The organism is Chryseobacterium sp. AG363, assembly GCF_003610675.1.
In the GTDB taxonomy this organism is placed as follows: Bacteria; Bacteroidota; Bacteroidia; order Flavobacteriales; family Weeksellaceae; genus Chryseobacterium; species Chryseobacterium cucumeris.
Window position 1 is genome coordinate 2,305,208 of the sequence record NZ_RAQF01000002.1, and the last position, 15,748, is coordinate 2,320,955.

The 15,748-nt window shown below is 37.1% G+C and carries 10 protein-coding genes; 5 read left to right on the forward strand and 5 right to left on the reverse strand.

Translation table 11 applies throughout. From position 1 onward, the window contains the following. Positions 1–94: 94 nt before the first annotated feature. Together DEU39_RS10470 and gldJ are read right to left on the reverse strand one after the other, a co-directional pair. Positions 95–1,366 (reverse strand): UDP-N-acetylmuramoyl-tripeptide--D-alanyl-D-alanine ligase, encoded by a 1,272-nt coding sequence (locus DEU39_RS10470; protein WP_062674521.1) that lies wholly within the window; start codon positions 1,364–1,366, stop codon positions 95–97. Positions 1,367–1,519: 153 nt separating this feature from the next. Further along, the gene (gene gldJ, locus DEU39_RS10475; protein ID WP_062674519.1) at positions 1,520–3,121 is read right to left on the reverse strand and encodes a gliding motility lipoprotein GldJ; all 1,602 of its coding nucleotides are present in this window, start codon (positions 3,119–3,121) and stop codon (positions 1,520–1,522) included. A gap of 164 nt (positions 3,122–3,285) precedes the next feature. On the opposite strand from gldJ, the gene porU reads away from it, so the two are divergent. Beyond that, the gene (gene porU, locus DEU39_RS10480; RefSeq protein ID WP_120231900.1) at positions 3,286–7,188 is read left to right on the forward strand and encodes a type IX secretion system sortase PorU; all 3,903 of its coding nucleotides are present in this window, start codon (positions 3,286–3,288) and stop codon (positions 7,186–7,188) included. 60 nt (positions 7,189–7,248) lie between these two features. Beyond that, positions 7,249–8,412, forward strand: coding sequence for a type IX secretion system outer membrane channel protein PorV (gene porV, locus DEU39_RS10485; protein WP_062674515.1), 1,164 nt, complete (start codon positions 7,249–7,251; stop codon positions 8,410–8,412). Between the two features lie 302 nt (positions 8,413–8,714). On the opposite strand, the gene blaCHM is transcribed toward porV, so the two are convergent. Continuing rightward, positions 8,715–9,476 carry a CHM family subclass B1 metallo-beta-lactamase gene (gene blaCHM / locus DEU39_RS10490; RefSeq protein ID WP_120231901.1) on the reverse strand — a complete coding sequence of 254 codons (762 nt, stop codon included), beginning with the start codon at positions 9,474–9,476 and terminating at the stop codon, positions 8,715–8,717. 230 nt (positions 9,477–9,706) lie between these two features. On the opposite strand from blaCHM, the gene DEU39_RS10495 reads away from it, so the two are divergent. Beyond that, positions 9,707–11,971: an FUSC family protein gene (locus DEU39_RS10495; RefSeq protein WP_120231902.1), complete on the forward strand. Its 2,265-nt coding sequence runs from the start codon at positions 9,707–9,709 to the stop codon at positions 11,969–11,971. Here DEU39_RS10495 and DEU39_RS10500 read toward each other — a convergent pair. Further along, positions 11,952–12,566, reverse strand: a complete 615-nt coding sequence (locus tag DEU39_RS10500; RefSeq protein ID WP_120231903.1) for a 4'-phosphopantetheinyl transferase family protein — start codon at positions 12,564–12,566, stop codon at positions 11,952–11,954. The two genes, DEU39_RS10495 and DEU39_RS10500, sit on opposite strands and share 20 nt — an antisense overlap. A gap of 185 nt (positions 12,567–12,751) precedes the next feature. After that, on the reverse strand, positions 12,752–13,270 hold the full coding sequence (locus tag DEU39_RS10505) for a HugZ family protein (RefSeq protein ID WP_120231904.1): 519 nt from the start codon (positions 13,268–13,270) through the stop codon (positions 12,752–12,754). A gap of 167 nt (positions 13,271–13,437) precedes the next feature. On the opposite strand from DEU39_RS10505, the gene ahcY reads away from it, so the two are divergent. Further along, positions 13,438–14,751: an adenosylhomocysteinase gene (gene ahcY / locus DEU39_RS10510; RefSeq protein WP_047433999.1), complete on the forward strand. Its 1,314-nt coding sequence runs from the start codon at positions 13,438–13,440 to the stop codon at positions 14,749–14,751. A gap of 102 nt (positions 14,752–14,853) precedes the next feature. Continuing rightward, on the forward strand, positions 14,854–15,651 hold the full coding sequence (locus DEU39_RS10515) for a hypothetical protein (RefSeq protein ID WP_120231905.1): 798 nt from the start codon (positions 14,854–14,856) through the stop codon (positions 15,649–15,651). Positions 15,652–15,748 lie beyond the last annotated feature (97 nt).

Consider the following 15,748-nt stretch of genomic DNA (forward strand, 5'->3'; position numbering starts at 1 on the left):
TTGATCAATGAAATTTTATAAAGCTGAAGAAATAAGAGAACGGTCTTCAATTTCCTTCATGAGCTCTCCTCCACCAGCGCCCAGCTTCCTTACTTTAAATAAAGTCGATGACTTTCTCCAGCGCAATTCCTCTGGATCCTTTCAACAATATGTTTTCCGACTGAATTATATTCTGTTTTAAATAGTCTGTTAATTCCGCTGTATTTTCAAAAGCAAGGCCTGAAGCATTCACTGCTTTAAAATGTTTTCCAACAGTAATAATCTCATTGAAATGAAGGTCCTGAGCTAATTTTAAAATGTTCTGATGCTCTTTCTCACTTTCATCACCCAATTCCAGCATATCACCGATAATAATGGTTTTACTGCCTTCAAAACTGATGAAATTATTCAGAGAAGCGGTCATAGAACTTGGATTGGCATTATACGTATCCAGAACCAAAGTCCTCCCCTCTTTTTTCACCACCTGAGATCTCATATTCGTTGGAGTGTAGAGTTCCAACGCATGTTTTATTTTTTCAAAGCTGATTCCAAAGTGAAGTCCTAAACTGGCAGCAGCACAAAGATTGGTAAAATTGTACTCTCCTGTCAGTTTTGAAACCGCTTTTACTCCCTGATAGATCAATCCTACAAAATGCTCTTCTGAAAAAGATTCAAAATGATAATTAGAGGTTTCTGCTCCAAAAGTAATTTTAGGAGAATAGTTTTCAGTTTTCTCTACCTGAATAGGATCGTTTTCATTAACTACAATAGTTCTGTTATTGTTTTTAAGATAATCATAGAGCTCAGACTTTCCTTTGATCACTCCCTCAAAGCCTCCGAATCCTTCCAGATGAGCTTTTCCAAAATTGGTAATATATCCGAAATCAGGTTGTGAAATAGTACACAGAAATTCAATTTCTTTCTGATGATTGGCCCCCATTTCAATTACGGCCATTTCATGCTCCGGTTTAATGGAAAGGATAGTCAGGGGAACTCCGATATGGTTATTCAGATTTCCAGCAGTATACTGAACATTAAATTTTTCAGATAGAACAGCGTGAATCAACTCTTTGGTAGTGGTCTTTCCATTACTTCCCGTAAGTCCTATAAAAGGAATAGCAAGCTTACTTCTATGATAGATTGCCAGCTGTTGTAAAAACTCAAGAGTAGATGGAACATAGAAAATATTTTTATCTCTGTTTTCAAATTCCGGAAGTTCAACAATCACTGCCAAAGCTCCGTCATCAATGGCTTTTTCCGCCAGCGTAGCTGCATTGAAATTCTCACCGGAAAAGGCAAAGAAAATATCATTCTCTGCTATTTTTCTGCTGTCAATGGTTACTTTTGCCGCCTGCAGAAATAAAGGATAAAACTGTTCTATATTCATGTGGAAATATATATATTTTTTTAAGAAGTGACATGCAACCGCCAAATCTACACGAATATTTCAGGCTTTTCAGCCCAAGCGGTTTCATGGTTCAAAAATAAAAAAACCTTCCGAAAGTCCGGAAGGTTTTTTATAAGTATTTTTTGATAAATATTATCTTCTAGTTCTACTCTTATCGCTGGCTTTAGCATCCTGTGCAACACGGAATCCTACCCAACCATAAGCTCTGTTTTGATTTTTATATCTTCTTTGTCCCGGATCCAGCCAGTAAGCTGTATCCTGCCAAGAACCACCTTTTACCACTCTAACCTCGTTAGAAATTCCGGAAGTTCTTTCTTTAGTATCTTTCTGTAACTTCACTCTACCCGTTGCATCTACCACAAAGCTTTTCTTAGGAGCATTGTACATATCGAATCCTGCAGCAGAATCAGAAGCTCTGTAATATTCTAAAGAAGACTGTCTGTCACCATCTCTGTAGTTTCTGTAGTCAGCGATAGTTTGTCTTTCAAATTGTCCGGGAAGCCCTCTGTAAACTAATCTTCCGTCAGCTAAAGTATCGTATTTGATAGTACCTTCGTCGATCATTTTGTAAGTACCGTCACCGTTTCTTACAATCGCCTGAGGCATATTTCCTCTATAGTAGTTGAAATCGTTGTAATCTTCATCGATAATAGGTCTGTAAACATCAGCCGTCCATTCAGAAACGTTTCCGTACATTCCATAGATTCCTAAATCGTTAGATGGATATTGTCTTACGTCAGAAGTCTGAGCAGATCCGTCATTCTTCCATCCAGCGATACCAGAATAGTCCCCTTTACCCATTTTGAAGTTTTCAAGGAACATTCCTCTATTTCTTCCTTTAGTACCTCTTAATCTTTCGATTTCAGGTTTTTTACCAAGATATTGGTTATATTCTCTGTTTTTAGCCATACCAAGAGCAGCATATTCCCATTCTACTTCAGTAGGAAGTCTGAACTTCTGTACCATTGCAGAATTTGGAGCTCTGTTAGCAGCCAGCAATCTCTGGTTGGTTGTTTTCATACCAGTTTTTTGCTGCATTCTTTTCTCATTGATGTATCCTTGCATTTCAGGATCATTCGCTTTGAATTTATCCATGTTGAAAGCAGTACCTCCCTGGTTATTGGATTCGTTGATATACAAATCTTTAGCAATAATACCAGCCTGCATTAAAGCTTTTTCGTTCGCTCTGTCTGACAGCCATTCACAGTATCTGTTTGCCTGAGTCCAGGAAACTCCTACTACCGGATAGTAATCAAATTCCGGAGAACGTAAATACGTTTCGTTATAATCGTTTCTTGCTAATTTGTTGTCCCATAATAAGGTATCCGGTAAAGCACCGTTATAGATCTCCTTAAAACTCGGGTCACTTGGTGGGAATACATACTTCAACCATGTAAGGTATTCGCGGTATTCGTAGTTAGTAATTTCAGTTTCACCGATAAAGAATGAACTTACCTGCATTCTGCGAGGTGTGTTATTCCAATCGTGCATAACATCATCTTTCACTAATCCCATTGTAAAAGTTCCACCTTCTACATATACCATCCCAGGCCAACCCTTCTGCTTCTGTTGCTTTCCTGCAAAAAACCAACCCTGTTTTTCGTTTGGTTTCCAACCTGTTTTGCTGACAAATTTTTTGGTACCGCCACCTTTGCTGGTTCCTGATCCGCCACAGCTGGTTAATGCAAGTGTAGAACTTAATGCTATTAATGAAAACAACTTTAGTTTTTTCATAGTCGATATAAATATTTTCAAAGTACAAAGAAAAAATAAATTATTCAATAAATCAAGTAAACATTTGATTTTTTTGAAAAACGTTAACAAATTAATTTTATTGTATCACAATTTAATTCTAAAATTTTCATTTATTTTGTAATTTAGCAATTTCAATAGTAAACATGAAACGAAAAATTACGATTTTATCTTTAATCGCTTTTGCATCAACACTTTACGCTCAAAGAAACACCATTGAATGGAATGGTTCTAAAATTCAGGATTTTGGTGACACAAAATTAAATCTTCCCAATTTTAAAAATGAAGGTTTTTCTTACAGCCAAAATAATGTTTTTATCGTAAGCAAGCAAAAAATTGGAGAAAAGCAATTAAAAATCTCAGACCTTGTTTGGGAAAACGTTTCTAACCAGGAATTGTTTGAACTGGATAAAGGCAGACTTCCGGATTATGATGTAGCAGATGTTTCCTATTATACTTTAGAGGGTGAAAGCTATGCCAGCATTAGTATTGCTTTATTTAAAAATGTAAAAGGACGCGTTCAGAGATTATCTTCATTTAATGTTTCAGAAGCTTCTTCTTTTATCAATACGACAGGAACTGTTAATAAAATAGGAACCACCGGTAATCCTTTATCAAGTGGAAATTTTTACAAGATAAAAGTAGACAAGTCCGGAATATTCAAAATCACTTCCCAGTTTCTAAAAGACAACGGAATCAATCCGAGTTCTGTAAATCCTAAAAATTTCAGAATTTATGGAAACGGGGGAATCATGCTTCCCGAATACAATCAGGATCCAAGATACGGAGCTTTACAGGAAAATTCCATTCAGGTAGTAGGTGAAGATGATGGAGTATGGAATGATAATGACTATGCGCTTTTCTATGCGCAGGGACCTGATGGGTATAACCTCTATGACACGGGCAATGGAAATGGTTTTAAAAGACACGATACCCGATTCAGTGAAAGAAGTAATAATGTCAAAAACATCTATGAGGATTTCTCCTATTATTATATCAACTTTGATAAAGGTGCGGGAAAAAGGGTTGCGACTGTAGACGGAAACCTTCCAGCCCAGTTGATTACAAGGTATGACAGTTACCAGGTGATCAATAAGGATCAGAAAAACCTGCTAAAAGTAGGAAGAACATGGGTAGAAGACACTCCTTTCACCAATGAAAAAACTGTAACATTTACTACCAATTCCCCGATACAGGCGAATGATGTAATACGATACAGAACCCAGGTGGTAGCGTACAATTCCCAGCAGAATACGATAGATTTTAAAATCAATAATTTAAATCCGCACCCGCTGCAGGTAATTCCTACAGACACCTCTTCGTATCAGTATACTTTCTATCCGGTAACTTATACTGGAACATTAACCAATCTTACCGGAAATCAGTTTACACTGGTTTATAATCCTGATATCTCCAAGAATCCGAATGGAACTTTCTATTTTGATTATGTAGAGGTTCAGTATAAGGAAAACCTTGCATTCAATGGTTCACAAATGAACTTCAGGGATTATTCAATTGTAAGTGGAAGCAATACAGACTACGGTTTCAGCATCACGAATGCAGCTAATGTAGAACAGGTATGGGATGTAACGGATATTACCAACGCTAACAGAAGAGTGAATAAAGCAGGAGGCGGTTCTTTCAACTTTGCCTACACTGCTGCTGATCAGAATTTCAATAATGAATTTGTAGCTTTCCGTGCGGATGCTGCTTACACTCCACAGTTTGTAGGAAGAATTTCCAATCAGAATCTTTCCGCAATACAAAATGTGGATTATCTTATCCTTACCGTACCCGAAATGATGGGCCAGGCACAGAGAATTGCCAGCTACCATCAAACCAAGAATAACTATAAAGTAGAAATTGTTGACATCAATAAAATCTACGAGGAATATGGCAGCGGAAGTAAAGACCTTACCGCGATAAGAGATTTCGTAAGCAAACTCAACACTCCTCTGGGGAGACTTCAATATGTATTTATCCTTGGGGATGCTTCTTACGATTATAAAAACAGGGTTCCAAATAATTCAAATGTTGTTGCCAGCTATCAGAGTGAGCAGTCTTCCGATTATGTATCCTCTTTTGTGACGGATGATTATATCGTAATGACCAAGCCGCAGAATACATTATTAATTGAAAACAACCTTCCGGATCTTCCGGTTGGCAGAATTCCGGCAGCCAATGCCAGTGAGGCCGGAGATATGATCAATAAAACACTGGCTTACTATAATTCCCTTCAGGGACAGTCGAGCCCGTTTGGAGACTGGCGTATGCGACTTGACTTTGTAGTGGATGATAATAACGAAGGGGGAAGCCCTTTCCACAATGTCATGAACAACTCCCTTGCCGGCATATTTGAACAACCGGGTCAGCAGGAACTTAAAGAGTATAATGTTAAAAAATTATACATGGATGCCTTTACCGCTCAGAGTACATCCGGAGGGCGAAGATATCCGCAGGTAAATCAGGCCATTTCCAACGCTATAGGAAACAGTTTGTACCTGTTTTATTTCGGACACGGAGGTATCAATGGTTGGGCACAGGAAAGAGTACTTACCAGCACAGAAGTTCAGAATGCCAACAATTTCTCTAATGTATACAGCAGATTCCCGTTTGTATCTACCATTACCTGTGAGTTTACATTATGGGACGAACCATCAACCAACTCTGTAGGGGAACAGTTTATTAAGATGAAGCAGGGAGGTGTTTCTACCATGATTACTTCTAGCCGTGCTATCGGGGTTGATTATGGACGTGATTTCACCAATACCTTTACTCAGAATATTTTTAAATTAACCAATGACGACTTTAATACGCTGGGGAATGCCCACTTAATTGCAAAAAAACAAAAAGGACCAAACAGTAACCACTTAAAAGTAAACTTACTGGGTGATCCTGCCATGAAATTAAGCAGACCTCAAAGACTTTTGGTTATTGATAATATTGAAACTCCGGTTCCAGGATTGATCAGAGGTTTGGATTTTGTGAAAATTAAAGGACACATTAATAATCCGAACGGAACACTGAACAATACCTTCAACGGAAAAGTCAGCATCAATATTTTTGATAAAAGATTAAACAAAAAAACACTCAATAACAGTGGAATTTTAACTCCGGTTTTAGAATATACTGAAGAAGGAAGTGCGATTGTAAAATCTGCCGGAACTGCGGTAAACGGAGTATTCACTGCCGAATTCTATGTTCCTAAAGATATTAACTATGCTGTAGGACAAGGAAGAATACTAGCCTATGCTGACAACAAAGCAACAGATGTTTTCAACAACCAGGCTGTACAGGTAGGTGATATCAATCCTAATGGAATCAATGATAATCAACCTCCAAAAGTAAAACTGTATATGAACAACACCAACTTTGCAGATGGTGGAATTACCAATCAGAATCCAATGCTTCTTGCCTGTCTTACCGATGATACAGGAATCAACTCAACAGGATCCGGTGTGGGACATGATATAACAGTATATCTTGACGGACAGATTATCAATACTGTTGTTTTGAATGATTTTTATGCTCCGGGAGAAGGAAACGGATGCTTAAACCCAAGTCTTGCTGAATATCAGAAAGGAAATGTAACTTACCCCTTCAGAAATCTTGCAATAGGACAACATCAATTAACATTTAAAGTTTGGGATATAAACAATAATTCTACAACTGCTACGTTAAATTTTGAAGTTAAAGATGAGTCCGATCAACACCTGACAATCAACCGTCCGTTGAACTGGCCAAATCCATTTACCAATAAAACGTATATTCAGTTTGAACACAACTGTGATGATATTCTGGATGTGAACGTGCAAATTTATACAATAACCGGAAGATTGGTAAGAACTTTATCGCAGCCAGTGGTTGCAGAACCGTTCCTACAGGGCTTTAGAACCCCTCGCCAGGCCATAGAATGGGACGGAAGAGATGATTTTGGAGCTACAGTAGCAAAAGGTACGTATATTTTTAAGATATTTGCAAAAAGTCAAAATCAAGAAAAATGCAAAGGAAGTGCTACAGCTGTAGAAAAAATGGTACTTTTGAAATAATTAAACAGAACAATAGATAATAATATTAATAAAAAACTGATAATATATAAAAGACAACATATGAATTTAACTACTAAACTGCTATTAGGATTTGGTTTGAGTGCTGGTTTTTTAGGCTATTCGCAAGATTTAGGTAAAGTAAACCCAGTTCTTACCGGAGCTCCTTTCTTAAGAATTGCACCTGATGCAAGATCGGGAGGTATGGGAGATCAGGGGGTGGTAACCTCTCCGGATGCATTTTCACAATTCTGGAATGCGGCTAAATACCCTTTCAGCAGGACAAGTTCTTCCGTAGGTCTTAACTATACGCCTTACATGGGAAAACTTACCAATGATGTATTCTTATTATATGCTTCGTTCCATAAGTTTTTAGGACAGGAAGAAAGATCTACAATCTCCGCGAGTATCTATTATTTCAATATGGGACAGGTAGACCTGACTCAATTGGTGGGTACAGAAATTGCTTCTATGGGTACATCAAAACCAAACGAATTCTCCATTGACGTTGCCTACGCTTTGAAACTTTCTGATTCATTCTCCGGAGCTGTTACCGGTAGATTTATCCGTTCAGACTTAGCCGGAGGATTCAACACAGATACAACACTTAAGGCTGCGAACAGTTTTGCAGTAGACGTTTCAGGATACTATACCTCTCCAAGATTCTCCAGTATTGGCGGATATGATGGTAAAATCAATGCAGGTTTAGCTATTCAGAACTTAGGTCCAAAACTGGATTATACAGGAAATGAAGAATCAAGATCTTATCTGCCTACTATGGCAAGATTAGGGGTTGGATACGATATGTACCTGGATGATATGAACAGAGTTGGAATCTCTGTGGAAGGTTCAAAACTATTAGTTCCTGGATCTGAGTATGCAGGAATAGACCCGAATACAAGACAGCCTATCTACCAGATCCCGAATGTAGGACCAATGGCTGGTATCGGAAAATCTTTCAAAAATAAAAACAGTATCATGTATAGTGGTGCTCTGGAATATTCTTATGACAATGCATTTTCTGTTAGAGGAGGTTACTTCCATGAAAGTGAAGAGCAGGGAGCAAGACAGTTTGCAACTGCAGGGGTTGGGCTAAGATACCGTTCTTTCGGACTTGATCTTTCTTACCTGATCAATATGTCTAAGATCAACAGTGCTTTGGATAACACGCTTCGTTTCGGTCTAACCTGGAACATCGGAGAAGAAACATCCAACAACGATCGTTAATAAAAGAAAAAGCGATATAAAAAGCCTCATACATTTTTGTATCGAGGCTTTTTTTATGTCAATCGTCAATGGTAAATTCGCTTCGCTTGTCAATTTTTTTACATCAAGCATTCACCATTCACTTTGGATTCGTGAATAGTCAATCGTCAATCCGCTCCGCTTGTCAATTTTTTATGCTGCAAGCATTCACCATTCACTTTGCGAAGCAAAAATTCACTTTTGATTGGTGAATAGTCAATCACCAATTCGCTTCGCTTATCAATTTTTATATACTGCAACCATTCCCTTTGCAAAGCAAAGATTCACTTTTGACCTTTAAATAATGTAATCGTATAGTCAAGAAGTTTTCCATCACCGTAGTCGCCATGGCCGGGAACTACAATTTTCACATCCGGATATTCTTTTTTTACTTTTTCAACGGTATTGGACCAGGCAAAAACATTGGCATCACCCAAATATCCTTTACCTGCCTCCAACTCTTTTAACAAACAGCCTCCAAATAAAACATTCTCGCTTGGAAAATATCCCACAGCATTGTCTTTTGTATGCCCTTCGCCGAAAAATTTTGCTATGACATCTTTATCCCCGACTTTTAAAATAACAGAATCATTAAAACTGTTTTCAGGAATAACAAAATTATTTTCTCTAGCCAGCTCAATTGTTTTCACATAGGAATAGGATGAAATATTGTGCTTATGAAAAGTCATCAATCCTCCCAAACTGTCATCATGAAAATGGGTTGGAATAATGGCCTTAATTTTCGAATCAAGATTTTCATTAATCCATTTTATCAGCTCTTCCGAACTTTTATCATTGGTAGGTGTATCAAAAACAATAGTTTCGTTACGATCTTTTACAACCAATCCATTACAGGGTACATTCCCGAAATCATTGGTCTGTTTAAAGGAGGTATGAATAAAACAATTCTCTGAAATCTGAGTAATGATCAGGTTTTTTGATTCATATATTTTCTTTGCTTTAAAACTGTTTTTGCTCTGTGTACTACAGCTTAACATGATCAAAGAAAACAAAATGACCACTATATTTTTACTGATGAAATTCATAAAATGATAATTTACGCTTGAGATAAGCTAAGATAGGAATTCGTGGAACAGGATTTGTTAGCTGTTGTGTTAAAAAATGACGAATTGTAAGTGGCGAATCATCCATATGTTTCATCTGTCAATTTATTTTAAATAATACTACATCTTAATTAAAAAAAATATAATATTTAAGTTAATAAAAGTCTCTTATTTATGGCGATTTTCTTAAATTCAATAGCTATTTTTGTAATATGAACTATTCGGCGGAACTAAAAAAATTTGTAACCAGTCAGTATGTATATTCTGCGATCAGAATTACATTAGCTACTGTTCTGCCTTGTTTAGTCCTCGCCCACTTCGGGATTTTGAAAGAATACTTCCTTTTCCCTCTCGGAACCAGCTTTGTAGCCCTTACCGACCAGCCCGGTCCTTTTATCCGAAGAAGAAATGCCCTTACTTTTGCGATCTGCTGTTTTGTCTTTGTAGCACTTATTGCCAGTCTTGTGATGAATATTAAAGTGCTAGTCATTCTGGAAGTCATTGTTTTCGGGATGTTTTTCTCCCTGATTGGCGTTTATGGCCAGAGATTGGCTGCAGTAGGCTCATTATCTTTGGTAGTACTGGCCATCTTTATTGACGGGCATCTTACAGGAAGCAATATTTTTAAAAGTCTGCTGATATTTGCTTCAGGCTGTATCTGGTTTCTGTTGATATTCCTTATTGTAACTACCATTCGTCCTTATAAACTGGCAAGCCAGATGATTGGCGAAAATTATCTTCAGCTGGCAGAGTTTTTAAAGATCAAAGCCAATTATTATCAGAAAAATCCGGATTTTAATAAGCTGACCACTCAGGTTATTGCCAAGCAGATTGAAATAAAAAACCTTCAGGAAGATACCAGAGAAACCGTTTTCAAAACAAGAACTATCGTCAATGAATCTACGACCACCAGCCGTCTATTAATGCTGATGTTCCTGAACTCGATGGACCTTCATGAAAAACTGATGACCTCTGAAAGTGACTATCAGAAACTGCAACAGAGTTTTGAAGAAAGTATGATACTGGTGAATATCCATGATTATCTTAATCTTCTGGCTGAGGAGATCACCAATATCGGAATTGCTCTTCAAAGTGGTACCAGAGCAAAGCCAATGTTTAACCTAGAACAGGAATTAAAAAGCTTAAATTATAATTATTTCGAACTCAGAAATAAACAGCTTTCACCCGACAATCTTGAAAATTTCATGATCCTGCGTCAAATCCTGATGCGTATCTATGAAATTACGAAAGAAATTAATGAGATCTATAAAGTATTTTCACAGGATATCAAACTGGCGAAAAGTTTATCTACAGGGCTAGACCTTAAAAAATTCATGCCTAATGAACCTAAACTTAATGCCAAGGTTCTAAGAAATAATATTTCCTTATCATCTTCCCATTTCCGCCATGCTATAAGAATTACAACAGCTCTGCTATTGGGATACGTTTTCTCTATGTTCGATTTTCTGGGACTGGGACACACGTATTGGATATTAATTACCATTACAGCGATCTTAAAACCCGCTTATTCCATCACTAAACAGAGAAACCTTCTCCGTCTCTATGGAACCATTGCCGGAGCAAGTATTGCTTATGCCATTCTGTATTTTGTACATATTAACGGCGTTTTATTTGCTATTCTGCTCATTAGTATGATCATGTGTTTCAGCTTTTTGAAAGGACGGTATTTCTGGGCGGTATTATTCATGACGATTTATGTTTTCCTCAGCTTTAATTTTTTAAATCCGGGGAAGGTTAATATTATTTTTAAAGACAGAATCCTGGATACTGCTATTGCGGGAATCATTGCTTTTGCAGTGTCTTATATCGTATTGCCTGTTTGGGAACACACCCAAAATCTGGATCTGATGAAAAAGTCTGCTGCAGACAACCTTATTTATTTCCAGAGTGTGATTTCTAAATTCTTAGAGGGAAAGTTTGATCTTGAAGATTATAAGGTAAAGCGAAAAAATGCCATTATTTCACTGGCCAATCTTTCTGATAATTTCCAGAGAATGATTTCCGATCCTAAAAATCAACAGAAAAAGCTGGAAGTTGTACACCAGTTTGTAGCTACATCACATTTGATTACGGCCTATACCGCTTCTCTGTCTCAATATTCCAAAAGTAATGAGCAGTATCCTGAAATAGATGCTGAAAGCTGGAGCAGAAAGATTGAGGCAGAAATGCAGCAGACCTCTACCCTTCTCAGCGGAAATGATATCAACGAAACGTTGAAAATGGAAAGCCGCCTTGAGCCGGAAGATTCTTCCATTGAAGATATGCTCCTGAAAAGAAAAACAGAGATTGAAGAAAATGAAATTGTGGACCGAAGAGATCCTGATAAAATTTCACATTTAACCGAGCTTAAAAATATCCACGATATCCTGGAGCTGATCTATGATGTCGCAAAAGAGCAGAGAAAAGTGATCGAAAAATATAAAAATGAAACTGAGCCTACTCCTCCACAATCGTAAAGCAGTAGTCATCAAAAAACTCTACCCTAGCTTTGAACTCATCTGAAAACTCATTATCATATACCCGGCAGCTTATTTTATGAAGATGCTTCAGCTCAAAAGGCTTTACTTCATAATTCTTTTTTAAAGACCAGTATTTTGAATGATGGATTTTGTACATACTTTCCTTCACACTCCATATAATGGTATAGAAAGTATCCGCTTTGTCTTCCGGAATAAATCCACGTTCATTTTCATAGGTGAATTTATCAATCACCCTTAAAATTTTAGGATTGAATTTCTCTACGTCAATTCCTATTTTATTTTTAGAAATAGCAATGGCTGCAAAGGGAAAAGAATGCGTAATGGAAATTTCCGCATCATTGGGAGAAAGAAAAGGTTCTTTTTCTTTATATAAAATTTTAGAATTAGGCTTTAATCCTTTCAGGAGCTTGCGAACCATCAGGACTTCCAGCAATTTTTTAGGATGATAATCTTTTACCTTCTCAGCATTTTCAGGCTCCAGAAGTTGGTTGATATCAAGTTCTTCACTTTCATCGTACTTCCAAACCAGAATTGTGGCATTATCATCTGAAAAATCTCTGTAGAGGGGCATTCTTTTTTTATTAGGCAAAAATAGTGAAAAGATGCGGAAGTTGAAAGGAATGGAAGATGGATGCCGGATGCTACTATTTGTGGTAAAAAAAATTTTCAGACTGAAGAAACTGTTCAGGAAAAAACAAACTCTTTGTTTCGTTAATCTTTATAACTTCCAGCATCATTCTTCCAGCTTCCAGCTAATTATTTAGACTGATGATCCGCATCATTTCTATGCTCTATAATTTCCAGATTGGCATTCACAAAATAAGCACTTCCAAATCCGTTGACATAAGATCCTTTTACAGGCTGAAGAGCAATTAAAATAAAATCTCCCATTTCGGAAATTACCTCTACAACTTTGCCGTGAGTTTCTCTAAGTTTCGCAACAACAGCATTCCATACTTCAGAATCTCTTTCAATCTGAGAAGTAGTTGCATCAATAGTAAGACGCTCGCGGGCATAGATCTGTTTGGTGGCAGATTCATCTTCAATAAACATAATGGATGTCTTTCTTCCGTCTGCAAGGTTTTTAGTATGTTTTGCCATGAAAGATACCAGAATATAGAATGTCTGATCTACCTGTACAAAAGGTGCATAGCTTGAATTAGGATTTCCTTCGGCATCAACAGTAGCAAGAATTACACTTTTTGAAGCATTGATCAGTTCCTGTACTCTGGGAGCAACAGGTTTGATTCTCTTTTCTGTATGGGTTTGATTCATAATATATTTGTTTATCAGCTAAAATTAGCTATTTATATTAAGACTAAATAATATTAAACTATGTTTAATCTCATAAACCTGAACTTGCTCGGTTGTTTTTATATCTTAATTATAAATCGTAATTTTGCCTTTCGTTATCAATTGAATTTTAAAACTATTCATTACATATGAGTACTACAACACAATACGTTCCTTATAAAGTTAAGGATATCTCCCTTGCAGAATGGGGTAGAAAAGAAATTACCCTTGCAGAAGCAGAAATGCCAGGTCTGATGGCTATCCGTGAAGAATACGGACCGTCTCAGCCGCTGAAAGGAGCAAGAATCGCAGGATGTCTTCACATGACCATCCAAACGGCTGTGCTTATCGAGACTCTTGTAGCTTTAGGAGCTGAAGTTACATGGTCATCTTGTAATATTTTCTCTACACAGGATCACGCTGCTGCTGCTATTGCTGCTGCTGGAATTCCGGTGTATGCATGGAAAGGATTAAATGAAGAGGAATTTGACTGGTGTATTGAGCAGACTTTATTCTTTGGTGAAGACAGAAAGCCATTAAACATGATTTTGGATGATGGTGGAGATTTAACAAACATGGTTTTTGATAAATATCCTGAGTTCACAAAAGATATCAAAGGGCTTTCTGAAGAAACCACTACCGGTGTTCACAGACTTTACGAAAGAATGAAGAATGGAACTTTAGTAATGCCTGCCATCAACGTAAATGATTCGGTTACTAAATCTAAATTCGACAACAAATACGGATGTAAAGAATCTGCTGTAGATGCAGTAAGAAGAGCTACAGACGTAATGCTTGCTGGAAAAAGAGTGGTAGTTTGCGGATACGGAGACGTAGGTAAAGGTACTGCAGCTTCATTCAGAGGAGCTGGTTCTATCGTTACTGTTACTGAAATTGACCCGATCTGTGCACTTCAGGCTGCTATGGACGGTTACGAAGTAAAAAGATTAGATACTGTTGTAGACAATGCTGATATCATCATCACTACAACAGGTAACTTCAATATCGTAAGAGGAGAACATTTCCTTAAAATGAAAGATAAAGCGATCGTTTGTAACATCGGTCACTTCGATAATGAAATCGATATGGCATGGTTGAACAAAAACTACGGTCAGACTAAATCTGAAGTGAAGCCTCAGGTAGATATCTACACTATTGAAGGAAAAGAAGTAATCATCCTTGCAGAAGGTAGATTGGTTAACTTAGGATGTGCTACAGGCCATCCAAGTTTCGTAATGTCTAACTCTTTCTCAAACCAGACGTTGGCACAGATAGAGCTATGGAATAACTCTGCAGCTTACAAAAACGAAGTATATATGCTTCCTAAGCACCTGGATGAAAAAGTAGCTGCTTTACACCTTAAGAAATTAAGCGTAGAGCTTGAAACTCTTTCTCCTGAGCAGGCTGAGTATATCGGAGTGGACGTAAAAGGGCCATTCAAGCCTGAGTACTACAGATACTAGATCTTAACAAAACATGATATGATCCCACTATTTCTAAGATAGTGGGATTTTTTTATGGAGAGAGATAATCCATTCGTTATTTTTGTCCCCTAAAAAAATAACATGAAAAAATTCTTATTTCTGGGACTCATGAGTTCTGTGGTATTCTTTAACAGCTGCAGCAGTAATGATGATAATGAGGGAAACAATACCTCTGCTAAAGTATTGTTAAGCAAAGTCACAATAGTTTATTATGACAACCCATCGCAGCCGCAGACAAGCATACAAACTCTGGAATACAATAATCAGGGTGAGCTTATCAAAACAACATCAGCTTTAGGAACTTCCAAGTTCGAATATAGTAATGGAAAACCAACTAAAACCACATATTATAAACCAGATGGTACGGTAGACTATTACTCAGCATATAGTTACAATGGAGATCTGCTTACGACGGTTAAAGCCATTTATACTACTAATCCGGATTATAACAGAACCATTACTTATAATTATAATACCAACGGACAGGTAATTTCTTCATCTCTTTGCCAGTCACCAGCCTGTTCCAACCCCATCGTGGATACTTATACTTATGATGGAAACAATATTTCAACAGAAATTTCAGAAGGTGGAGGATCCAGCTACAGCACAAAAATTGTTTACTCATATGATGATAAACAGAACCCATACATCAATATCAACAAATATTTAAAAATTATGATGGGAAGAGCCTACGCTGTAAGTCAAAACAATTATCTGACGGAAAAAATCAGCTATAAAAGTAATGGAGTCTGGACACAAAATCAAACCCGAACTTCCACCATTCAATACAACAGCGCTGGTTATCCTACTGAGGTGATTTCAAAAGAAGCCAACGGAAATCTTTCAGCGAAGTATACTTACGAATATATCACTCAATAATAAGGCTTTAACTCTTCAAAATTTGGAGAGTTTTTTATCTGATATATTCGTCATCAATTAAGCCTGTTTTTATAAATAATGAATATATTTAATCCTT

Bases quoted from the DNA above. Each gene is read 5' to 3' on its own strand.
- ahcY (WP_047433999.1), top strand. From the start codon at position 13,438: ATGAGTACTACAACACAATACGTTCCTTATAAAGTTAAGGATATCTCC.
- DEU39_RS10470 (WP_062674521.1), bottom strand. From the start codon at position 1,366: ATGAATATAGAACAGTTTTATCCTTTATTTCTGCAGGCGGCAAAAGTA.
- blaCHM (WP_120231901.1), bottom strand. From the start codon at position 9,476: ATGAATTTCATCAGTAAAAATATAGTGGTCATTTTGTTTTCTTTGATC.
- gldJ (WP_062674519.1), bottom strand. From the start codon at position 3,121: ATGAAAAAACTAAAGTTGTTTTCATTAATAGCATTAAGTTCTACACTT.
- porU (WP_120231900.1), top strand. From the start codon at position 3,286: ATGAAACGAAAAATTACGATTTTATCTTTAATCGCTTTTGCATCAACA.
- porV (WP_062674515.1), top strand. From the start codon at position 7,249: ATGAATTTAACTACTAAACTGCTATTAGGATTTGGTTTGAGTGCTGGT.
- DEU39_RS10495 (WP_120231902.1), top strand. From the start codon at position 9,707: ATGAACTATTCGGCGGAACTAAAAAAATTTGTAACCAGTCAGTATGTA.
- DEU39_RS10500 (WP_120231903.1), bottom strand. From the start codon at position 12,566: ATGCCCCTCTACAGAGATTTTTCAGATGATAATGCCACAATTCTGGTT.
- DEU39_RS10505 (WP_120231904.1), bottom strand. From the start codon at position 13,270: ATGAATCAAACCCATACAGAAAAGAGAATCAAACCTGTTGCTCCCAGA.
- DEU39_RS10515 (WP_120231905.1), top strand. From the start codon at position 14,854: ATGAAAAAATTCTTATTTCTGGGACTCATGAGTTCTGTGGTATTCTTT.